The 21,738-nt window shown below is 60.8% G+C and carries 16 protein-coding genes; 13 read left to right on the forward strand and 3 right to left on the reverse strand.

Features of this window, described 5'->3' with window-relative positions; all coding sequences use genetic code 11:
- The first annotated feature begins 166 nt into the window (after nt 1-166).
- Nucleotides 167-997: an MBL fold metallo-hydrolase gene (locus J5278_RS17575; protein WP_209182595.1), complete on the forward strand. Its 831-nt coding sequence runs from the start codon at nt 167-169 to the stop codon at nt 995-997.
- Here the strand turns inward: J5278_RS17575 and J5278_RS17580 are convergent.
- Both J5278_RS17580 and J5278_RS17585 read right to left on the reverse strand, forming a co-directional pair.
- Nucleotides 994-1,740: a polysaccharide deacetylase family protein gene (locus tag J5278_RS17580; protein ID WP_209182594.1), complete on the reverse strand. Its 747-nt coding sequence runs from the start codon at nt 1,738-1,740 to the stop codon at nt 994-996. The two genes, J5278_RS17575 and J5278_RS17580, sit on opposite strands and share 4 nt — an antisense overlap.
- Nucleotides 1,730-2,824, reverse strand: coding sequence for a glycosyltransferase family 4 protein (locus J5278_RS17585; RefSeq protein ID WP_209182593.1), 1,095 nt, complete (start codon nt 2,822-2,824; stop codon nt 1,730-1,732). Before J5278_RS17585 ends, J5278_RS17580 begins: the two co-directional genes overlap by 11 nt.
- Nucleotides 2,825-3,055: 231 nt before the next feature.
- Between J5278_RS17585 and J5278_RS17590 the strand changes: the two genes are divergently transcribed.
- Both J5278_RS17590 and J5278_RS17595 read left to right on the forward strand, forming a co-directional pair.
- Nucleotides 3,056-4,780: an adenylate/guanylate cyclase domain-containing protein gene (locus tag J5278_RS17590; RefSeq protein ID WP_209182842.1), complete on the forward strand. Its 1,725-nt coding sequence runs from the start codon at nt 3,056-3,058 to the stop codon at nt 4,778-4,780.
- A 28-nt stretch (nt 4,781-4,808) separates the two neighbouring features.
- The gene (locus J5278_RS17595) at nt 4,809-5,684 is read left to right on the forward strand and encodes an FkbM family methyltransferase (protein WP_209182592.1); all 876 of its coding nucleotides are present in this window, start codon (nt 4,809-4,811) and stop codon (nt 5,682-5,684) included.
- Between the two features lie 3 nt (nt 5,685-5,687).
- Here J5278_RS17595 and J5278_RS17600 read toward each other — a convergent pair whose 3' ends face one another.
- Nucleotides 5,688-6,167 (reverse strand): class I SAM-dependent methyltransferase, encoded by a 480-nt coding sequence (locus J5278_RS17600; RefSeq protein ID WP_209182591.1) that lies wholly within the window; start codon nt 6,165-6,167, stop codon nt 5,688-5,690.
- A gap of 156 nt (nt 6,168-6,323) precedes the next feature.
- On the opposite strand from J5278_RS17600, the gene J5278_RS17605 reads away from it, so the two are divergent.
- The 10 genes from J5278_RS17605 (at nt 6,324) to J5278_RS17650 (ending at nt 21,732) form a co-directional block, all read left to right on the forward strand.
- Nucleotides 6,324-7,532: a DUF3095 domain-containing protein gene (locus tag J5278_RS17605; protein WP_209182590.1), complete on the forward strand. Its 1,209-nt coding sequence runs from the start codon at nt 6,324-6,326 to the stop codon at nt 7,530-7,532.
- Nucleotides 7,533-7,671: 139 nt separating this feature from the next.
- Entirely contained in the window at nt 7,672-9,012 is a 1,341-nt protein-coding gene (locus J5278_RS17610) for an adenylate/guanylate cyclase domain-containing protein (protein WP_209182589.1), read from the forward strand.
- A gap of 153 nt (nt 9,013-9,165) precedes the next feature.
- Nucleotides 9,166-11,052: an ABC transporter ATP-binding protein gene (locus J5278_RS17615; protein ID WP_209182588.1), complete on the forward strand. Its 1,887-nt coding sequence runs from the start codon at nt 9,166-9,168 to the stop codon at nt 11,050-11,052.
- On the forward strand, nt 11,046-12,965 hold the full coding sequence (locus J5278_RS17620) for an ABC transporter substrate-binding protein (RefSeq protein ID WP_209182587.1): 1,920 nt from the start codon (nt 11,046-11,048) through the stop codon (nt 12,963-12,965). Before J5278_RS17615 ends, J5278_RS17620 begins: the two co-directional genes overlap by 7 nt.
- Entirely contained in the window at nt 12,958-13,956 is a 999-nt protein-coding gene (locus J5278_RS17625; RefSeq protein WP_142823796.1) for an ABC transporter permease, read from the forward strand. The genes J5278_RS17620 and J5278_RS17625 overlap by 8 nt, the downstream gene beginning before the upstream one ends.
- A gap of 29 nt (nt 13,957-13,985) precedes the next feature.
- Nucleotides 13,986-15,128 (forward strand): ABC transporter permease, encoded by a 1,143-nt coding sequence (locus J5278_RS17630; RefSeq protein WP_161990930.1) that lies wholly within the window; start codon nt 13,986-13,988, stop codon nt 15,126-15,128.
- Nucleotides 15,129-15,227: 99 nt separating this feature from the next.
- Nucleotides 15,228-16,442: a glycosyltransferase family protein gene (locus J5278_RS17635; protein WP_209182586.1), complete on the forward strand. Its 1,215-nt coding sequence runs from the start codon at nt 15,228-15,230 to the stop codon at nt 16,440-16,442.
- A gap of 10 nt (nt 16,443-16,452) precedes the next feature.
- Nucleotides 16,453-17,718: a glycosyltransferase family 4 protein gene (locus J5278_RS17640; RefSeq protein WP_209182585.1), complete on the forward strand. Its 1,266-nt coding sequence runs from the start codon at nt 16,453-16,455 to the stop codon at nt 17,716-17,718.
- Complete coding sequence (locus J5278_RS17645) at nt 17,715-18,845, forward strand: glycosyltransferase family protein (RefSeq protein ID WP_209182584.1); 1,131 nt, start codon at nt 17,715-17,717, stop codon at nt 18,843-18,845. Before J5278_RS17640 ends, J5278_RS17645 begins: the two co-directional genes overlap by 4 nt.
- Before the next feature lie 169 nt (nt 18,846-19,014).
- Nucleotides 19,015-21,732: an ABC transporter ATP-binding protein gene (locus J5278_RS17650; protein ID WP_142823791.1), complete on the forward strand. Its 2,718-nt coding sequence runs from the start codon at nt 19,015-19,017 to the stop codon at nt 21,730-21,732.
- Nucleotides 21,733-21,738 lie beyond the last annotated feature (6 nt).

Below are 21,738 nucleotides of genomic sequence, written 5' to 3' on the forward strand. Positions count from 1 at the left end.
CGAAAACGCACAAAGCCGACCTTACGCGCGCGCGCCGAAGGTCGGGGCCGGGTTTTCGGTGATTTGGTTTTCGCCTGATGGAAACTTTTATGGAAATTGCTGGCTTCGCACGGAGGAAAAAGTGTGGTTACGTTGTCGGCAATGGGGAATTGGTATAAAAACGAGCATGAAAAGCGATCTGCTTGAACTCAAATTCTGGGGCGTCCGGGGAAGTATCCCGGTTTCCGGCCCGGAATTCGAGCGTTACGGCGGCAACACGTCCTGCATCGAAATCAAATTTGGCGACAGGCACCTGCTGTTCGACGCTGGCACAGGCGTGCGCGAAGCGTCGGCTGCGCTGCGACAGGGCGGAGTCACGGACATCGACCTGTTTTTCACCCATTCCCACTACGACCACATCATAGGCCTGCCCTTCTTCGAGCCCATCTACAATCCAAACGTCACCGTCAACCTGTGGTCGGGACATCTCGCCGGCAAGACGACCACGAGAGGCATGATCGACCAGTTCATGCGGCCGCCATGGTTTCCAGTCGAGCCTGATATCTGCCGGGCGACACTCGGCTTTCGCGATTTCAAACCCGGCGACGTGATCGAGCCCCATGCGGGGATCGTCATCCACACCGCGCTGCTCAATCATCCAGGCGGGGCCGTCGGCTACCGCATCGAATGGGCCGGCCGGATCATCGCCCTTGTCTATGACACCGAGCACCGCGACGACCAGATCAACGAAGCGGCTCTGGCCCTGATGCAGGGGGCCGATCTGGTGGTCTACGACACGACCTATACAGAACCGGAAATGACGAAATATCGCGGGTTCGGCCATTCGACCTGGGAAGAAGGCGTCAAGCTCGCAAAGATGGCCGGTGTCGAGCGCATGGCCCTCTTTCATCACGCTCCATCGCGCACGGACGATGAACTGGACGCCATGCAGGCAAAAGCTCGCGAACGTCTGCCCGGCGCATTTGCCGCTTTCGATGGCCAGACGGTGGCTGTTTAACCCAATAGATCGCGCAGCGAATGCCAGCGCGCGGCGTCGCTGGTAGCCGTCACTTCGAACAGCTTTTCCATGAAATCCCAACAGGCTTCGTCGTGCACGAGATGATGGGTCAGAATTCCGATCGGCTCATCGCTGCCGTCCATGCGACGTGCGAGTTCGGCGACCAGCAGATCCACGAGGTCCGCGTGAGGGCGGCAACGGCCTGCTGACCAATCCATGATGTCGACATGGGTATTGATCAATTCGATAGGGCTGGCGATGTCTGCCTTGCCATAGACGGATGCGGCGCGAAAGCCGAGAGGCTTCAGTTCGGGCAGCAGTGTCTTGTCGATGCGGTTCCATGGCGGGACGAGCACTGGATCGAGCCGGGCGGCATAGAGCGCTCGGAGTTTGGCCAGACCGTCACCGAGTTCTCCAAGCACGACGTCGGCCGGGCGATCCAAACCGAGTTCGCACTTCTTGCCACCGCTGCCGGCATGGTTTTCGTGGCTCCAGCCGTGAACGGTCACGGCGGCGTGGGGCTCGCCCTCCAACCTGTCTGCCAGCGGCTGGCCGGTGAAGGCGGGAATGACGGCAAGGCTTAGCGGCACCGAGGCATGCCTTGTCATGTCCAGCAGGCGCTCGAGGGCCGGCGTCGGTTCGATAGCATCGTCATCGCGCAGCCACAGCCGAACACCGCGATTTGTATCGGACAGCCTCTCGAGCATGTCACCCAATTTTTTCCAGTGCGGCTCATCGCGCATGTCGTTCTCCCAGATGCTGGTGCAAGAGCGCGTCCAGCCGGCTCGATGCGGCCTCCAGCGACCGTTCGGCAAAAATGAATTGACGCGCAGCGGCCCCCATCTCCCCACTGCGCTGGGGATCGTCGAGAAGCTCGGCAATCGCTGCCGCAAATGCCTCTAAATTGCCATCCGGCGTCAGGATGCCCGTTTTGCCGTTCACGACGACTTCCGGAACGCCGGCTGTTGCCTGGGCAACGACGGGAAGGCCCGCTGCCTGGGCTTCGAGATAGGCGAGACCGTAGGCCTCGCCGCACCCCGGCCAGACATAGATGCCGCCGCGCGAAAGCTCGATGGCGAGTTCATCAGCATTTTTCTGGCCGAGCCAATCGATGCGCTGGTCTCCGAACGGTGCGAACATTGCCTCGACGTCCGGACGTTTGGGGCCATCGCCAATGATCGTCAGCGTCCAGTCCTTCTCGCGGATCAGATCGAGCGCGCGCGCCAGCATCGCGTAGCTGTCGAGCTTGTCGCCATCGCGCATCATCGCGACAGTTATCAGCCGGTGCGGCGCCTCTGCGGCAGGCGACGCAAACTGCGCCGGGTCGATGAACGGGGGAAGGTGAGCATAGACACCCTCGGGGATGGCTTTCATCAGGCCGCACCGATCGCGCTTGGTGAAGCAAAAATTGACGGCAGCCTGTCGGACGGCGTCAGCCACCAGACGCTGGTTTTCGTGCCAGCCCTGCTGATCGCGACGCCCGGAGTATGAGGCTTCGGCGGTAACATAGGGAATACCAAACACACTTGCGACAGCAGGGCCGATCTGGTCCGGCGTCTTGTAATAAGGGTGGTAGGTGAACCAGAGCTGTGGCTTGGTAGACGTCGGCATTGCCAGCAGGCGCGCGATCTCCTCGCCTGCCATTGTCGTCATTTGCGCGCGCAAATCCGGATCCGGCGTTGCCGTGAAGCTGCGTAGTTCAGACACGACCTCGACGCTATGGCCTGCCATTTCGAGCGCTGCGATCAGCTGCCTCGCCATCAGGCGGTCGCCAGAGGGGACGGCATGGTGGGGCGATTTTAGCGGCGCATAGAAGGCAATTTTCATGGCATCGCCAGTTTGTTGACGTCTCCCCTGTCGCGTTGCCGTCGAACGGCGTGGAAAACCCATAAAGCCTTCGTGAACGACAGGATGATGCGACCTTGTATTGCGGGGTGATCCTCGACAGCTTCCCGGTTATTCGCTAGATAAACCATAGACAAATGTGGCATGTCGATATTCATGGCCGGTTTTGGTTAGCCTATCCGAGCGCATTTGTGAACAGCCATCCAGAGGCGGATTGAAACCATAGCGGCGCGACATACCCTGCTTTCCGACCGATCCATCCGGAGAGCCAGACTGGGCTCGGGTCTGGTCGTGTTCCTGTTTGTGCTGATGCATATCAGCAACCATGCGCTCGGGCTGATTTCAGTTCATGCAGCGGAAAAAGGTCGCCTCATCTTCCTGCTGATATGGCGCAATCCGATCGGCACCGGCCTTTTCTACGGTGCGGTCGTCATTCATGTCCTTCTGGTGTTCCGGGCGCTGTATCTTCGCAGGACGCTCCGGATGCCTGTCGGCGAGGCATTCCAGATTATCACCGGGTTGCTGGTGCCGCTGCTCCTGATCGACCATGTCGTCGCCACGCGGGTCGTCTACAGCCTCTACGGCTTTGCCGACACCTACCATTCCACCGTCCGGTCCCTATGGGTCAACTCGCCCTATGTTGGCTTGCGCCAGGCGATCGCGTTGGTCGTCGTCTGGGTGCATGGATGCATCGGGCTGCATTTCTGGCTGCGATATCGCCCATGGTACAGCCGCCTTGCACCTGCCCTGCTGGCGTTCGCAATCCTCCTGCCGGTGCTGGGTTTGCTGGGATTTGCGGCAATGGGCCGCAATATTGCCTACCAGATCGCCCATGAGGTCCCCAACGGCTATCCCGGCGGCTACTACGGAGCCCGGGAGGCTGCGAGCGTCGCAGGCTCTGCACCCCGCGGCGTGTCGGAGGCGCTTGCCCCATACCGCTTGGCGCTCTACGGAATCCTCGCTGTCTCGATAGTTGGACTGTTCCTGCTACGGGCCAGACGTCGGTGGAGCGAGCGGGCGCACCAGATTACCATTCGCTATCCCGGCGGCGAAACCATCGAGGTTCCGCGTGGCTTTACAGTGCTCGAAGCCAGCCGCCTCGGGGGCATTCCGCATTATTCGATCTGTGGGGGCAAGGGCCAATGTTCGACCTGCCGCGTCCAGGTGATCGAAGGTGGCAAGAACCTGCCGCCACCTGATTCCCTTGAGCAGAAAACCCTGACCAGGATTGGTGCGGCACCTGAAGTCAGGCTCGCCTGCCAGCTGCGGCCGCCCCATAACGTCACCGTCGTGCCGATGCTCGTGCCTCTCGCCGAGACGGCCATTCCCACTTTCAGCCAGGCGGCAAGCCCGGGTCGGGAGCGTGAGATCGTCGTTTTGTTCTGCGATATCCGCCATTTCACAACGCTCACCGAATCGCGCCTGCCGTTCGATATCGTGTTTCTGCTCAACCGCTATTTCTCCATTGTCGGACGCGTCATCGAGGAGCAAGGCGGCCGTATCGACAAATTCATCGGCGATGGAGTGATGGCGCTGTTCGGCCTTGGCACCACGCCGGAGATTGCCTGCCGGCAGGCGCTGAAGGCTGCGGCTGCGATCGTGGTCGAGCTCGACAAGCTGGCGGCGGAACTGGCGGATGAACTCTCGGCGCCCCTTCAGATCGCCATCGGCATCCACACCGGGCGGGCCGTTGTCGGATCGATGGGCTATGGCAACGTGAAATCTCTGACGGCAATCGGCGATACGGTCAACGTCGCGAGCAGGCTCGAGAGCGCTGCCAAGGAGTTCGAGACCGCGCTTGTATTCTCGGAGCCGGTCGCGCTGCTCTCCGGCGTCGACACTGCAGGCATCGAAAGCCGTGAGATCGCCGTGCGCGGTCGTGCGCAGCCTCTGCAGGTCTATATCGTGCCGAAGAACGAGTGCCGCCGCTTTGCATGAGCCGGCGGCCGGTGTAGGGAAGGCGATGATGAGCCCTCTCCTTTGGATACGCAAAAACTACAAGCGACGCCTGCGCAAGCTACGCGACCGTCTGGCGACGCGCCTGTTCGACATGCCGTTCGGCCGCAAACTGCTGATCGGCGGGATAGGGTCGCGGGTTTTGACGCTGACGGTCGACTGCGGCGATCACATCATGAGCGTTTCGCCATCGGACTATATCGGCCGCAAGGTGTTCCGGAAGGGGCATTTCGAGCGCGACCATGTAGACCGCCTGCTGGCTGTATTGCGTGAGCGCGGATTGCAGCGCCGCGGTGACGTGCTGCTCGAACTCGGCGGAAATATCGGCACGCAGACCATCTACTTTGCCCTGAGCCAGGCCTATCGCCGGATCGTCACGGTCGAGCCAGATCCGCGCAATGTCAGGCTGCTCAGCTGCAATATCCAGCAAAACCAGCTCGAAGACCGCGTCACGCTGGTCAATTGTGCTGCGGGCGACCGCACGGGCAACCTCGAATTCTTCCAGCATCACAGTAACCATGGCAAAAGCAGCGCAATCAGCAAGGCCGGCGGATCCCTGAAGATCTCCGTTCCGGTCAGGCCGGTGGCGCAGATTCTCGAAGAGGCCGGCGTGGCGGTCGGTCAGGTCGGGCTGATCTGGATGGACATAGAAGGCTACGAGCCGGTGGCCTGTCGCTCGATGCACGCCCTGATGGCTCGTCGCGTGCCGCTTTACATGGAGTTCACGCCGGCATTCTATGGGCGCGAGCAGGCTGCCGACTTCAAGCGGCAGCTGGCAGGCTTCTACCAGACCTGCATCATGTTCAGCGAAGATCGTCAGATCGACATGCAGGTCGACGAATTGCCGGTTACCGGCGACCAGTTCGACGTGCTCTTTTACGGCTGAGTCTTATCTGCGGCGATAGATAAAATAGCGATCCTCGTGGATGCCATCCGGCAGCGGAAGCGGCTGCAGGTCGGCGTGGACAACCGGCAGGCCGCTGACTGCCACGCCACCCGATCTCAGCACACCGGCCATCAACTGGGGCAGCCAGCGCAGCGTGATCTCGTCCTTGTCAGGGTAGCCGGTGCCGATATCGGCGTGGGCGAGTGCCGCATCCACACCGAGAAATGCCTGGGCCGTCTGCTGGATTTCGCCAAGGACCAGATCTTCCGGCGCCGGCATTGAATGGGCGGAGGCATTGGCGGCGCGGTCGAAGGCAATGATCCGACGGCCGGGAAAACGCTCCCTCAGATGATCGAAGGTGCGACCGTTGCCCAGTCCCAATTCGAGGATCGGGCCCTCGAGAGCGGCGATATCTCTGGTCAGATGATCGAGTATGTCGCGCTGGGCGCTCAGGCGTCGAATGAAACTGTCGAGGCGGCTCATGGTCGGGAGTTTCCAGGGTTGGCAATTGAGTGTGTCCGCCTAGCAGGTCAGGACGGCCCCGTCGACAGGACAACAACGTTTTCGGTCTGTCGCGTCGCGTGCAACTCATCCGTCACTGCACTCGTTCAACATAAAGGGATATGCTAGGGATGGATTATGGACGATTTGACACATGATGCGTTCTTCAGTGCCCTGCCGGTCTTCACCCGCTTCGAAGGGGTGACTGACGACGGCAACTATCGTCCCCTGCCCGACGACTGGTATCTGGCTCTTGCCGATATTGTCTCCTCGACGGAAGCGATTGCAGCCGGTCGCTACAAGGCCGTCAACATGGCCGGAGCCAGCGTTATCTCCGCCGTTCTCAACGCACTCGGACGCGCCGACTACCCTTTCGTATTCGGCGGAGACGGAGCGTGCATCGCCATTCCGTCGGGCGGCCTGGACCGCACACGCCAGGCGCTGGCCTCCGTGCAATCCTTCGTGGCCGCCGACCTGCACCTGAGCCTGCGATGCGCGCTCGTGCCGATGGCCGACATCCGGGCACAGGGAATGGACGTTCGGGTGGCGCGCTTCAGCCCAACGGATTTTGTCTCATACGCCATGTTCGCTGGCGGCGGCACGACCTGGGCCGAGGCGCAGATGAAGGCTGGCAACTACGGTGTCGAAGCCGACCAGACGCAGATGCGTCCGGACCTGACCGGTCTTTCCTGTCGCTGGAACCCGATCGAGGCGCGCAACGGCGAAATCGTCTCCGTCATCGCGGTACCGGATGTGCGCGGCCATGGTTTGGAGTTCCAGAGCCTCGTCGCCGGCATCATTGCAATCGCCGCCGAGCAGGGTCGCGACGGCCATCCGGTGCCGGTCGACGGCCCCGAACTGGGTCTGGCGCTTGGCGGGGTGGCGGACGAAGCGCGCGCGACGGCCTTGGACGGACGGATCCTGCGCCGCAAGCTCGCCATCGCCGCACAGATCGGCCTGACCATCGCCCTACACAAGCTTCGGCTCACGCTGGGGTCCTTCGATGCACGCCGCTACAAGCGGGACGTCGCGGCCAATTCCGACTTCCGGAAATTCGACGACGGCCTGAAAATGACGATCGACCTCGATGCCGACCGCTTGGCGCGACTGGAGAAAATCTTGAAGGAAGCGGAAGCAAAAGGCATATGCCGCTACGGATTGCACCGGCAGGCCTCGGCGCTGATGACCTGCTTCGTGCCGACACCCCTGTCGCGCGACCACATGCATTTCATCGATGGCGCCAATGGCGGCTACGCCATGGCTGCCGCGGATCTTCGTGCCAAGCCGCAGTCTGGTGCCGACATGCCCGCCGGAAGCTGGCCGACTAATGCATCGGGCCCGGTCTGACACTGTTCGTCAGGAGGAATAGTGTTTTACGCGACAGGCTTTGCCGTGCCCATTGCCTCAACCTGAAATGTTCTTATCTGCCTCCGTAACAGTTGCCCCTTGCACCCGGCAACCGACGCCACTCCAGAGAACCGCTTGCATGACGAACTCCTTTCCCAGCGTCTCCGACATTTTTCTCGACAAGGTGGCGGAGTGGCTGACGCAGGCGGCGCTGACAGGTGAAAACCTCGAGAACGTCGTGCGCGGTTTCTGCGACCGGATTTCCGCATCCGGCCTACCGATTGCCCGTGTGCATCTGACGTTTTCGATGCTGCATCCGCTTTATGATGCGCTGGGCTTCACCTGGCGTCGCGCCAGCGGGCTGACGATCGAAGGCTATCGCCATTCCGGCGAGAAGCCGGAGCGGTTCCTGCAAAGCCCCTACTACCATCTGCTGACCAGCAATCTCGACTATATGCGCCGCCGCATCGACGGCGACGGGCCGCTTGACTTCCCGATCTTCGAGGAACTTCGCAAGGAGAAAGTTACCGACTACATTGCCTTCGTGCAGACCTTCGGTGACGGCTCGGCGCAAGGCATGATGGGTTCGTGGGCGACAGATGGCGCAAGCGGCTTCAGCGAAGAGATGATCGGCGCCCTGCTGCGGATGCAGAACCATCTGGCGCTGGCAGCCAAGATGGCGGTGCTCGGCAAGCTCGCCAACAATATGCTGACCACCTATCTCGGAGGCGATGCGGGCAGACGCGTGCTGAACGGCCAGATCCGGCGCGGCGACGGCGAGACTATCCGCGCCGCCTTGGTGATGGGAGACATGCGTCAATCGACGGTATTTGCCGAGAAAGAGGGGCGCCAGGCGTATATCGACACGCTAAACGCGTTCTTCGACGCGATAGCCGCGCCGTTCAACCGGAACGGTGGCGAAATCATGAGTTTTCTCGGGGACGGATTTCTGGCGGTGTATCCCTGCGACAGGCACAGGGACCCGTCGAAGGTTGCCTGCCGGGCAGCGCTTGCCGCGGTAGCGCAGGCGCAGATGCGTGTCGCGCAACTGAACGAGGATCGCCTGTCCAGGAAGCTAAACCCGATCAGCTATGGCATCGGCTTGCATGTCGGCAATGTTATGTTCGGCAACGTCGGCCTCAGGGACCGGCTGACGTTCTCCGCCTTCGGCTCCGCCGTCAACGAAGTGCAACGACTGCAATCGCTGACCAAGAAGTATTCCCGCGAAGTGGTCGCCAGCAAGGCATTCGTTGGCTATAGCGGCGGCGATTGGGTAACGCTCGGCGAAGAAAAGCTTCGCGGCGTACGCCAGAAACTGACTGTACTTCACCCGAAGCCGGTCGTTACATCGCAGGGTGATCAGGATGTTTTCTACGATGCCGCGACGGACGGGTTATCCGAGGCAGAGCAAGTTATTCTTCTGCATCGCGACGCCAAGAAACAGGATATCCGGCGGCAACCCGGAAAAATCGTCCAGTAGAGCCAAGCATAAGCTCCTTCGCGCCATTCTGATAGGTATCTGAAGACGAAGCAGATTTCTGTCGGGAGACTGGAACCGGCGAACTGGACACCCGTTATAGCCTACGTTAGTGTGCCGGCGCGGGTCACAGGTGATACGGGGAAATTCTTTTGCATGGCGCCTGAGACGGACTTGCTGCGTATCGAAAATCTCGACGTATCGTTTTCGCTTTACGGCGACAAGCTCTCCGTCGTCAAAGGCGCCAGCCTTCGGATCCTACCGGGCAAGGTGACCGCACTGGTCGGCGAATCCGGGTCCGGAAAGTCGATCATAAGCCAGGCAATCATGGGCATTCTGCCCACTCCGGCTGTTGCATCCGGCAGGATTTTGTTCACCGACCCAAAAAACGGCGTCACCACCGACATCTTGAGCCTGTCGCGCGACAGCGCCCCCATGCGGGCTCTTCGCGGCGGGAGGATGGCGACCATTTTCCAGGAGCCGATGACGTCGCTGTCCCCGCTTCACACGGTTGGAAACCAGATCAGCGAAGCGCTTCGGATACACAGCACCGCGACCAAAGAAGAACAGCGCCTCAAGACCGAGGAAATGCTGGAGCTCGTGGGCTTTCAGGACCCCAAGCGTACCTTCAACATGTATCCGTTCGAGCTTTCCGGTGGGATGCGCCAGCGAGCGATGATCGCCATGGCGCTGATCTGCAGCCCGGCGCTGCTGATCGCCGACGAGCCGACGACGGCGCTCGACGTGACCATCCAGGCGCAAATCCTCACCCTGCTCCGCGATCTGCAAAGCAAGATGCAGATGGCGATGCTGCTGATCACCCACGATCTCGGCGTGGTCGCGAACATGGCCGACGAAGTGGTTGTCATCTACCACGGCGAAGTGATGGAGGCCGGTCCCGTAGAGACAATCTTCAGGAACCCGCAACATCCCTACCTGAAAGGACTGATGTCTGCCGTACCGCATTTTGACATGAAGCCCGGCGAGCGGCTGAAATCGCTGCGCGACGTGCCTGTCAACATCGATACATTCTCCGCAAAGCGCAAGAGCGAGCCGGCAGGACCAGAAGTGCTGCTGACGGTCCGCAATCTTGCCAAGACTTACAAAACAAAAAGGCGCGGCCTTTTCGACAGGGGTACCGGGTCCGAGATGCGCGCTGTCGACAATGTCAGCTTCGATATTCGTCGGGGCGAATGCCTGGGACTGGTTGGCGAAAGCGGCTGCGGCAAGACAACGGTCAGCAAGATATTGATGCGCGCCGTCCAGCCGGACAGCGGTACCGTCGTTTTCAACGACGGCCACGGCGATGTCGATGTGCTGTCGGCGAGTGGCGACGAGTTGATGGAAATGCGCACCAACATCCAGATGGTATTCCAAGATCCGGTTTCGTCGCTCTCGCCGCGCATGACGGTGCGCAATATTCTCAGCGAGCCTCTGGAGATACATGGGCGCGGCGACAGCGCAGACCGCAAACAGAAGGTCTCGGCGCTTATGCGCGCCATCGGCCTGGACGAACGCTACCTCAGCCGCTATCCACACAGCTTTTCCGGCGGGCAGCGCCAGCGTATCGGCATCGCCCGGGCACTGGCTCTCGGTCCGAAGCTGCTGATCCTGGACGAACCGGTCTCGGCGCTCGATGTCTCCGTGCAGGCGCAGATTCTCAACCTGTTGAAGGACCTGCAGAAGGAACTCGGGCTCACATACCTGTTCATCTCGCACAATCTCGCCGTCGTTGACTACATGGCCGACCGCATTGCCGTGATGTATCGCGGACGCATCGTCGAGATCGCGCCCCGGGGCATCATCCTGCGCGACCCGGTGCATCCCTATACACGTTCGCTGCTTTCCGCCGTCCCCTTCCCCGACCTCGACCGTCCTCTGGATTTTGCCGGGCTGCAAGCAGTCGGCCCGAGCTCGAAGCGAGACTGGGGGCCTAACTTCGCCGAGGCCGAAGGCGAGGAACTTGCCTACGCAGATCTCGGCGATGGCCATTTCGTTCGCGCCCATCGCGACGCCAACATCCAGGAATTGCGCACGTGGTAACCCGTCGGACGTTCCTTGGTGCAATCGCCTCGACCATGCTGCCGACGTTTTCGGCGCGCGCTGCAGATCGCGATATCGAGCCGGAATATCTTCGGCCATGGCTCGATGCAGCCCAGATGCCAGCTATGGCCGACCGCCTGCCGGACCGCCCTCGGGTTGTCCAACTGAAGGCGATGGGGCGCCAGCCCGGCCAATATGGCGGCTCGGTGCGGACCATCATCGGTGGGCAGAGCGATCTCCGGTTCATGACGATCTACGGCTACGCGCGACTGATCGGCTATGACGAAAAGTTGCAGATGCAGCCGGACATCCTCGAATCCTACGACGTCGAAGACGACCGTGTATTTACGTTCCACCTCAGGCCCGGCCATAAATGGTCGGACGGCGCACCGTTCACCGTCGACGATTTTCGCTACTGGTGGGAAGACGTCATCCTCAACAAGCAGCTCACTCCGGGCGGCGGTGCTCTGGAACTGAGGCCGCATGGCAGCCTGCCGAAGTTCGAGGTGATCGATTCCCTGACTGTGCGCTACTCCTGGGACAAACCGAACCCCAATTTTCTGCCGATCATTGCTGCCCCGCAGCCGCTGGTGCTTGCCGGGCCTGCCCACTACCTGAAGCAGTTCCACAAGAAATATCAGGACGAGATCAGGCTGTCTTCGCTCATGAAGGAAAATCATGCGCGCAAGTGGCAGGAGATGCACATCAAGATGGGTCGCGCCTACCGTCCGGAAAATCCGGCCCTGCCGGTGCTGGATCCTTGGCATAACACCACCGCGCCACCGGCCGAGCAGTTCGTTTTCGAGCGCAACCCGTATTTTCACCGCGTCGACGAGAACGGGCGGCAGCTTCCCTATATCGATCGCTTCGTTCTGAACGTCAGTTCGTCGTCGATCATTGCCGCCAAAACCGGTGCCGGCGAAAGCGACCTGCAGGCGACCGGCATCGATTTCGACGATTATGCGTTCCTGAAAGACGCCGAAAAGCGCTACCCGGTGAAGGTCAACCTCTGGAAAATGGCGCGCGGATCGCGCGTGGCGCTGCTGCCGAACCTCAATTGTGCCGACAAGGTCTGGCGCGATGTATTCCGCGACGTCAGGGTACGCCGGGCGCTGTCCATGGCGATCGACCGTCACGAGATCAACATGGCGGCTTTCTATGGCCTCGGTGCTGAAAGTGCCGACACCGTGCTGCCCGAAAGCCCGCTTTTCAAGCCGGAATACGCCAAGGCCTGGGTGAACCATGACCCGGCCCAGGCCAATGCCCTGCTCGATGCTGCTGGCCTCGACAAGCGCAACGCAGATGGCCTGCGCCTGCTGCCCGACGGGCGGCCGATGGAAATCACCGTTGAGACAGCGGGCGAAAGCACGCTCGACACCGATGTGATGGAGCTGGTCACCGACCATTGGCGGAAGATCGGCATTGCGGCCTTCACGCGCTCGTCGCAGCGCGACATCTTCCGCAGCCGGGCGATGGGCGGGCGCATCATGATGTCCATCTGGTACGGGCTCGACAACGGCGTACCGACGGCAGACATGAACCCCGGCGAACTGGCACCGACGATGGACGACCAGCTTCAATGGCCGCTCTGGGGCATGTATTACCTGTCCGGCGGAAGCCAGGGGGTCGCCCCCGATGTTCCCGAGGCTGCGCAGTTGAACGAGCTCCTGGCACAATGGGGTATCGCGGCCTCATTCGAGGAGCGGACGGAAATCTGGCAAAAGATGCTGGCGATCTATACCGAGCAGGTCTTTTCGATCGGGTTGATCAATGGCACCCTGCAGCCCATCCTGCACTCCAGGCGGCTGCAGAACGTGCCCGAAAAGGCACTCTACGGCTTTGACCCGACATGCTTCCTCGGCATCTATATGCCCGATACCTTCTGGCTGACGGAGGACCGTCCCGGTGCTTAGATATATCGTCTGGCGTATTGCCGTCATGGTCCCGACGCTGCTGGTTATCTCGATGCTGGTGTTCACCATCATCCAGCTGCCTCCGGGCGACTTCTTCGAAAGCCAGATTGCCGAACTGCAAGCCCAGGGCGAGACCGCCAACCTTCAGGAAATACAGGAGCTTCGCAAGGAATACGGCCTGGATAAGCCAGTGGCGGTCCAGTATGTCTACTGGGTGGCCGGCATGCTGCACGGCAATTTTGGCTACTCCTTCGAGTATCAGCTACCCGTCTCTCAGGTGGTCGGCGACCGACTTTGGCTGACCATCCTCGTGTCGTTCACCACCATCCTGCTGACATGGCTGATCGCGTTTCCCATCGGCATCTATTCGGCGACGCATCAGTACAGCTGGAGCGACTACAGCCTGACGTTTCTTGGGCTGCTCGGGATCGCCATTCCGAACTTCATGCTGGCGCTCATCCTGATGTATTTCGCCAATGTCTGGTTCGGCGTCTCCATCGGCCACCTTATGGATCAGAAATATCTATCCCAACCGATGAGCTGGGAGAAGGCGAGTTCCATCCTCTCGCATCTGTGGATCCCCGTCGTCATCGTCGGCACGGCCGGTACCGCCGGCATGATCCGGAGGCTGCGCGCCAACCTGCTTGACGAGATGCAGAAGCAATACGTCATCACGGCGCGGGCCAAGGGTCTTCACCCGCTGCGTGCGCTGATCAAATACCCGCTGCGTATGGCTCTTAACTTTTTCGTCGCCGATATCGGTTCGATCCTGCCGTCGATCATCTCGGGCGCTGAAATAACAGCGATCGTGCTGTCGCTGGAGACCACCGGGCCTATGCTGATCAAGGCGTTGCAGAGCCAGGACATGTATCTTGCCGGATCGTTCCTGATGTTCCTCGCCGTCCTCAATGTCATCGGCGTGCTGATTTCCGACATAGCCCTTGGCTTTCTCGACCCCCGTATCCGCTTGCAGGGCAGGAGCATCCGTTGACCTCATCCTTGCCAGAACCCGGGGCGCCGATGCAGCATTACGTCTCGACAGCGCCATTCGACCCGATGCAGTTCGAGGCGATGTCGGCCGGCCAGACGCGCTATCACATGGCGTCGCAAAAGCAGCTTATGTGGTGGAAATTCAAGCGCCACCGGGTGGCTGTCGCCTCCGGCATATTCCTGCTTTTCCTCTACGGCGTCGTTATCATCGCCGAGTTCATTGCGCCCTACGGCCTACACACACGCAATGTCGACTTCATCCATGCACCGCCCCAGGCGGTCCACATCTTCCATGACGGAAAGCTCGTGGCGCCTTTTGTCTACGGTCGCACCATGTCGCTCGATATCGAGACGCTGCGCAGGTCCTATACGGACAAGCCTGACGACGTGCAGCCGATCCGCTTCCTCTGCCGTGGGGATGCCTATAATTTCTGGGGCGCCATTCCCTCCAACATCCATCTGGTCTGCCCGGCTGTGGGCGGGCAGATGTATCTGCTGGGAACGGACAGGCTCGGGCGGGACGTGTTCTCGCGGATCATCTACGGTGCACGCATTTCGCTCACCATCGGCCTGATCGGCATATCCATCAGCTTCATCCTCGGCATCGTGCTCGGCGGACTTGCCGGTTATCACGGTGGCTGGTTCGATCTCCTTGTGCAGCGGGTTATCGAAGTCCTGCAATCGTTACCGAGCCTGCCGCTGTGGATGGCGCTGGCGGCGATCATGCCGGTGACCTGGAGCCCGATCCTGGTCTACTTCGGGATCACCATCATTCTCGGCATTCTCGACTGGACCGGGCTTGCGCGCGCCGTCCGCTCAAAACTCCTGTCCTTGCGCGAAGAGGATTATGTGCTGGCGGCACAGTTGATGGGCGCCAAATCGCGACGCATCATCGGCCGCCATCTCGTACCGGGCTTCATGTCGCACCTGATCGCTACCGCGACGATTTCGATCCCGAGCATGATCCTCGGAGAAACCGCGCTGAGCTTTCTGGGCCTTGGCCTGCGACCCCCCATCACCAGCTGGGGTATCCTGCTGACAGAGGCCCGAAGCGTCAGCGTTATCGCGTTTTATCCTTGGCTTCTGTTCCCGATGATTCCAGTAATTCTTGTGATACTTGCCTTCAATTTTCTGGGAGATGGCTTGCGCGATGCTGCCGATCCCTACAAATAGCGTGTGGTGCGGACGCAAAACAGCGCGCACGGCGCATGACGGCATTGGCTCCCTCTTGCAAACTAACTGCGAAAGACGTTTGGACTTGAGGTTTTGCCCATGAAACGGCGCGTTGAAGATGCACGCATACTCATGTACAGCCATGACACGTTCGGGCTCGGACACCTGCGCCGCTGCCGGACGATCGCGCATTCGCTGGTCGGCGACTATCGCGGGCTGAACGTCCTCATTATTTCGGGCGCAACCATCGCCGGTGCCTTCGACTACCGTGCCCGCGTCGATTTCGTCCAGGTGCCGAGCGTCATCAAGCTCAAGGACGGCGAATACACCTCCATGGCCGGCGACGTCGACCTGAAAGACACGCTGAAGATGCGCCAGGCGATCATCCGCCAGACGGCCGAAAACTTCCAGCCGGACATCTTCATCGTCGACAAGGAACCGCTCGGCCTCAAGGGCGAGGTCGAGGAAACGCTGCAATACCTGAAGGCACGCGGCACGACGCTGGTGCTCGGCATGCGCGATGTGATGGATGCACCGCATCTGCTCGATGCCGAGTGGAAGAAGAGCAACATGCTGGAAAAGATCGACCAGTACTACGACCGGGTATGGGTCTACGGGCCGCCCGATTTCTACGATCCGCTTCTCGGCCTCGACGTTCCCGCCGGCGTAAGGCGGAAAATGGACTTTGTCGGCTTCCTGCAGCGCAGCGTTCCGCAAGGCAAGAAATCCGAGCACGTGCCGGATGAGGACTACATTCTGGTGACAACAGGCGGCGGCGGCGATGGCGCGGATCTCGTGCGAGATATCGTCAATGCCTACGAACAGGATCGCTCGCTGCAGTACAAGACGCTGATCGTGCTCGGACCCTACATGCCGGCCCGTGAGCGGACCGAACTTGTCGAGCGTGCCAACAAGATCAGCTGTCTCGAGGTGATCGAGTTCGACAAGCGCATGGAAGAACTGATCGATGGTGCGACGGCCGTGGTCGCCATGGGTGGCTACAACACCTATTGCGAAATCCTGTCTTTCGACAAGCCGGCGCTTATCATCCCGCGGACGCGGCCGCGCGAGGAACAACTGATCCGCGCCCAGCGGGCGAGTGCAATGGGACTGGTCGACATGCTGCTGCCCGAGGAGTCCGAGGACGCATTGCAGTTATCGGCAGCCTTGAAGAAGCTGGTCAATCGTGCACCTCCATCCAAGAGCGGTGAGAAGAACATGCGGCTCGAGGGTCTCGTCAACATCTCGCAGATCGTCGGCGAGTGGCTCGACGGGCGGGAGAGCTATCCCTCGCTTTCCGTCGTCGGTGAGTAGAGCGCAGCCATTGCCTATCCGAAAGAAAATACTGGTCGTCCTCAAGGGCTATCCCCGGCTGTCGGAAACGTTTATCGCCCAGGAGCTGCTTGGGCTGGAGCAGGCGGGCTTCGACCTGACGCTGATCTCGATGCGCCGTCCCACCGACAAGAAGCGGCACCCGGTCCACGACGAGATCAAGGCGCGTGTCGTCTACCTGCCGGAATATCTGCACGAAGAGCCGTTGCGCGTCGTCAAGGCGCTACTATCGGTCAGGCACCGACCCGGCTTTCGGCAGCTGCTGCGCCAATTCTGGGCCGACCTGAAGCGTGACCCGACGCGCAACCGATTTCGCCGTCTCGGCCAGGCGATGGTGCTGGCGCATGAATGGCCTGACGGAGCCGAGTGGCTGCATGCCCATTTCATTCACACCCCCGCCTCCGTCACCGCCTATGCAAGCATTCTCACCGGCACCCCCTGGACCTGCTCTGCGCATGCCAAGGATATCTGGACGTCACCCGACTGGGAACTGACCGAAAAGCTCGGACAGGCGCGATGGGCGGTGACCTGCACCCATAGCGGTTTTGACCACATGCGAACTTTGACGCCATTCAAGGAGCGTGTGTACCTAAGCTACCACGGTCTCGACCTCGCCCGTTTCAGCCCTTCCGAAGTTGAACATTCCAACCGCAACGGCAGCGATCCCGCTGCACCCGTGTTGCTGCTCAGCGTCGGCCGCGCCGTCGAGAAAAAGGGCTACGACGTGCTGCTGCGGGCGCTGGCGCTGTTGCCTGAGACGCTCCACTGGCGCTTCGAGCATATCGGCGGCGGTGACCGGTTGGCTGACCTGAAAGCACTGGCGGACAGTCTCGGTATTGCCGACCGCATCATCTGGAAGGGTGCGATGGCGCAGGAAGAGGTGCTGGCACACTATCGACGTGCCGATGTGTTCGCGCTTGCCTGCCGCGTTGCTGCCGACGGCGACCGCGATGGGCTGCCAAACGTGCTGGTCGAGGCCTCCAGCCAGCGTCTCGCCTGCATCTCGACGCGGGTTTCCGGCGTTCCGGAACTTTTGATCGACGGCGAGAATGGGCTGCTGGTGTCTTCCGAAGACCCAACCGGCCTGGCCCGGGCTCTGGAAACCGCAATCCGCGACCCTGCCCTTCGCGACCGTCTGGGTTTGGCTGCCGAGCGGCGGGTGCGCGAGAACTTCGACTATCATTCCAGCATCCGACACCTCAGCCGGCTGTTCGAAGAGGAATGGCAAAAAGACGACAACCGGAAGCAATCGGCGTGAGTGGACCAAAGGTATTCTTCTACGTTCAGCATCTGCTCGGCATCGGCCATATCGCCCGTGCAAGCCGCATTGCGAGCGCGCTCGCGCGTCGCGGCTGCAGCGTTACGCTGGTGACCGGCGGTTTGCCGGTCGCTGGATTTCCGGGCGACGACGTCACCTCAATTGCCCTGCCTCCGGTGGTGGCTGCGACATCGGGATTTTCAGGACTTGCCCACAAGGATGGCACGCCGGTTGACCAGGCATTCCTGGACGACCGCCGCGACCGGCTGCTTGCGACCTTTCATGCGACGCGACCGGACGTCGTCGTCATCGAGGCCTTTCCCTTCGGCCGTCGGCAAATGCGGTTCGAATTGCTGCCGCTGCTCGACGCCATCGAGACGGCAAAGCCGCGGCCAAAGCTTTTCACCTCGGTGCGCGACATCCTGCAGCAGCAGAAGAAGGCGGGGCGCGACGCTGAAACCGTTGCCACGCTCGACGCCCATTTCGACGGCGTGCTGGTCCATGGCGACCCCCGTTTCGTACGTCTTGAGGAAACGTTTCCATTGGCCGCCGATATCGCTGGCAAGATACGCTACACCGGACTTGTGGCACCGGCGATGCCACCGGAGCCGGCCGAGGTGTTCGATATCGTCGTGTCCGCCGGCGGCGGCGCGGTTGGGCGCGATCTCGTCCGCGCCTCTCTCGACGCGGCGAGACGCGTGGCGACCGACCGGCGCTGGTGCCTGATCGCGGGGCCGAACATGCCCGAGGCGGACTTCATGGCCCTTCAGAACGAAGCTCCGGCCAATACGCAACTGGTTCGTTTTCGCAGCGATTTCCCGTCGCTGCTGCGTGGGGCCGAGCTATCGATCTCGCAGGCGGGGTACAATACGGTCTGCGACCTGCTCGTGACCGGCTGCCGCTCTATCCTCGTACCGTTCACCGCCGGTGGTGAAACGGAGCAATCCGTCCGCGCCGAACGGCTGGAAGCACTCGGTCTGGCGACAGCTTTGCCGGAGGCAGGGCTTACGGCCGAGATGCTGGAACAGTCAGTTGCAACAGCACTGCAGAAACCAAAGCCGGCTTCGCATTCTATCGACCTGGATGGCGCCGAAAAGACGGCCGTTATCGTTCAAGATGCTGCCTGACCGTTGCAGCTTTGACCTCGTTTTGCAGACTGTTGTGATATAAGCTCGAAGGCGGGGAATCGGAATGGATCGCCGCCATGGCATTTCGCATTTCGAGCGACAGGGAAAAGCGGCATGCGAGAGGAAGACGAGCGTGGCGACCCCCGAATTTAGAAGCATGCGGTAAGCAATGGAAAAAAGCCTCGCCAAATATATCTGGTCGAACACGCGCCTCGAGCAGATATGGATCCTGCTCGTCGTTGCTGCGTCCATGGTGCCTTACTTCCTGTCCTTCGACCTGCCAAAGCAGATCGTCAACGGCCCGATCCAGGGCAAGGGCTTCGAGGGCGAAGGCGCCACGCAGTCCTTCATGCATATCGCCTACGACATCCCCTTTGTTGGCCATATCGAGGTATTCAAAGGCCTGAAGCTCGACCGTTTCGAGATGCTGATCGCTCTCAGCCTGGTGTTTCTGGCCCTGGTGGTGCTGAACGGCCTCTTCAAACTCTACATCAATACCTACAAGGGTAGGCTTGGCGAGCGGATGCTGCGTCGCATCCGCTTCGAGCTTGTCGATCGGGTGCTGCGCTTTCCGCCTTCGCATTTCAAGCGCGTCAAGGCGGCTGAAATCGCGACGATGATCAAGGACGAGGTGGAGCCTCTCGGCGGGTTTACCGGAGACGCATTCGTCCAGCCCGCACTGCTCGGCGGGCAGGCGGTCACCGCTCTCATCTTCATCATCATGCAGAATTTCTGGCTCGGTATGATCGCCGCCAGCATCGTCGCGGTGCAGGCGGTCGTTATTCCCCGCATGCGCAAGCGACTGCTTGAGCTTGGCCGCCAGCGCCAACTGACGGCGCGCGAACTTTCTGGCCGAGTTGGCGAGATCGTCGATGGCATCGGCACCATCCATGGCAACGACACGTCCAACTTCGAGCGGGCCGATATTGCTGCCCGGCTGGGGCTGATCTTCTCGATCCGCTACGACCTCTATCAGTGGAAATTCCTTGTCAAGTTCATCAACAACTTCCTGGCCCAGGTCACGCCGTTCCTGTTCTATTCGATCGGCGGGTTTCTCGCCTTGCAGGGGCGCCTGGACATCGGCCAGCTGGTCGCGGTCATCAACGCCTACAAGGATCTGCCGGGACCGCTCAAGGAACTGATCGACTGGGACCAGTCGCGTCAGGATGTCCAGGTAAAATACAATCAGGTGGTCGAGCAATTCAGCGTTGACCGGCTGATCGACCCGCGCATCCAGGTCATGGACCCCAAATCTCCGGCACGGCTGGAGCATGCGCTTGTCGCCACCAACCTGACAATCAGCGACGACAGCGGCGCCCGTGTTCTCGACCATGTCTCGCTCGAGATCCAGCCCGGTGAAACCGTGGCGATCGTAGGCGAGAGCGGCAGTGGGGGCGAGTATCTGGCCGAGGCCTTCGGACGGCTGGTCTGGCCGGACAGCGGCAAGGTGACCGTCGATGGGCACGACATCCTGGAATTACCGGAATCGGTGACCGGCCGACGGATCGCCTATGCCGGCTCGGACACCTACTTCTTCCACGGAACGTTGCGCGACAACATTCTCTACGGCTTGAAGCATGCCCCGCTGACGACCGTCACCTATGAGGGCGAGGCCGCGGTGCGCAACAAGTGGGCGATTTCGGAGGCCAAACGCGCCGGCAACCCGTCTCTCAGCCTCGACAGCGACTGGGTCGACTACACATCTGCCGGGGCGACCGGGCCGGACGACCTTTACAGCGTCATCCGACCAGTGCTCGATTCGGTGCTGATGTCGCAGGATATTCTCGACATGGCGCTGCGCTCCACAGTCGATACTGAGACGCACAAGGACCTGACCGAACGGATCGTCGAACTGCGCCATGCGCTGATCGAGCGGCTGAAGGAGCAGGATCTCGACGGGCTGGTCGTGCCGTTCGAATTCACCGCCTACAATACGCAGGCGACGGTGGGTGAAAACCTGCTGTTCGGCACGCTTAAGCGTCCGCTGATGACCAACAGGAAGCTCGCTGCACATCCCTATTTCATCAAGCTCTTCCAGGACAGCGGCCTGAACAGCGAACTCTACGACATGGGCATCGAGATCGCCGAAAATACAGTCGAGTTGTTCAACGACCTGCCGCCGGACCACCCTTTCTTCCAGCAGCTCACCTTCATGACGGCGGACGACATTCCCGACTATCAGGCGCTGCTGCAGAAGCGGGGCGGCCGCAACTTCGAGACGGCGACGCCCGAAGAGCGGGCATCGATCATTCGTCTCAGTTTCTCCTACATCGAGCCACGCCACCGCTTCGGTCTGCTCACCAAGCAGTTGATGAACAAGATCGTCGAGGCACGTACGGAGTTTCACAAGCATATCCCGGCCGATCTGAACGCTGTCATCGAACGCTATGACCCCGAGCGCTTCACGGCTTCGGCCACATTGATGGACAACGTGCTGTTTGGGCGTATCGCCCACCAGCAGGCCGATGCGCCTGAGCAGATCCATGTGATCATGCGCGATCTTTTCGACAGGCTGGGCCTGCAGGACAGCGTATTGGCAATCGGCCTCGATTTCGACGTCGGCTCCGGCGGCAAGCGCCTGACCAACGTCCAGCGCCAGAAGCTGAACCTTGCCCGCGCGCTGCTGAAGCGCGCCGACTACCTGATCTTCAACAGGCCGCTGGTTGCGCTCGACCATCGCATCCAGGACCAGATCGTCCGCACCGTTCTACGCGACATCGAAAACAGCGACCACAACCCGGCTATCATCTGGGTTCTGTCGAATGTCGCGCTAGCGGAGCAGTTCCACCGCGTCCTGGTATTTCAGGGCGGCACGCTGGCCGAAAGCGGCACAACCGAAGATCTTTTGCAGCACGACGGGATGTTCAAAGAACTTTTATCGTTATAGGCTATC

Source organism: Rhizobium sp. B21/90 (assembly GCF_019355815.1).
Classification (GTDB): domain Bacteria; phylum Pseudomonadota; class Alphaproteobacteria; order Rhizobiales; family Rhizobiaceae; genus Rhizobium; species Rhizobium rhododendri.

What these genes read in the sequence shown, in the direction of transcription:
- J5278_RS17575 (WP_209182595.1), top strand. Translation starts at nt 167, where the DNA reads ATGAAAAGCGATCTGCTTGAACTCAAATTCTGGGGCGTCCGGGGAAGT.
- J5278_RS17580 (WP_209182594.1), bottom strand. Translation starts at nt 1,740, where the DNA reads ATGCGCGATGAGCCGCACTGGAAAAAATTGGGTGACATGCTCGAGAGG.
- J5278_RS17585 (WP_209182593.1), bottom strand. Translation starts at nt 2,824, where the DNA reads ATGAAAATTGCCTTCTATGCGCCGCTAAAATCGCCCCACCATGCCGTC.
- J5278_RS17595 (WP_209182592.1), top strand. Translation starts at nt 4,809, where the DNA reads ATGAGCCCTCTCCTTTGGATACGCAAAAACTACAAGCGACGCCTGCGC.
- J5278_RS17600 (WP_209182591.1), bottom strand. Translation starts at nt 6,167, where the DNA reads ATGAGCCGCCTCGACAGTTTCATTCGACGCCTGAGCGCCCAGCGCGAC.
- J5278_RS17605 (WP_209182590.1), top strand. Translation starts at nt 6,324, where the DNA reads ATGGACGATTTGACACATGATGCGTTCTTCAGTGCCCTGCCGGTCTTC.
- J5278_RS17610 (WP_209182589.1), top strand. Translation starts at nt 7,672, where the DNA reads ATGACGAACTCCTTTCCCAGCGTCTCCGACATTTTTCTCGACAAGGTG.
- J5278_RS17615 (WP_209182588.1), top strand. Translation starts at nt 9,166, where the DNA reads ATGGCGCCTGAGACGGACTTGCTGCGTATCGAAAATCTCGACGTATCG.
- J5278_RS17630 (WP_161990930.1), top strand. Translation starts at nt 13,986, where the DNA reads ATGCAGCATTACGTCTCGACAGCGCCATTCGACCCGATGCAGTTCGAG.
- J5278_RS17635 (WP_209182586.1), top strand. Translation starts at nt 15,228, where the DNA reads ATGAAACGGCGCGTTGAAGATGCACGCATACTCATGTACAGCCATGAC.
- J5278_RS17650 (WP_142823791.1), top strand. Translation starts at nt 19,015, where the DNA reads ATGGAAAAAAGCCTCGCCAAATATATCTGGTCGAACACGCGCCTCGAG.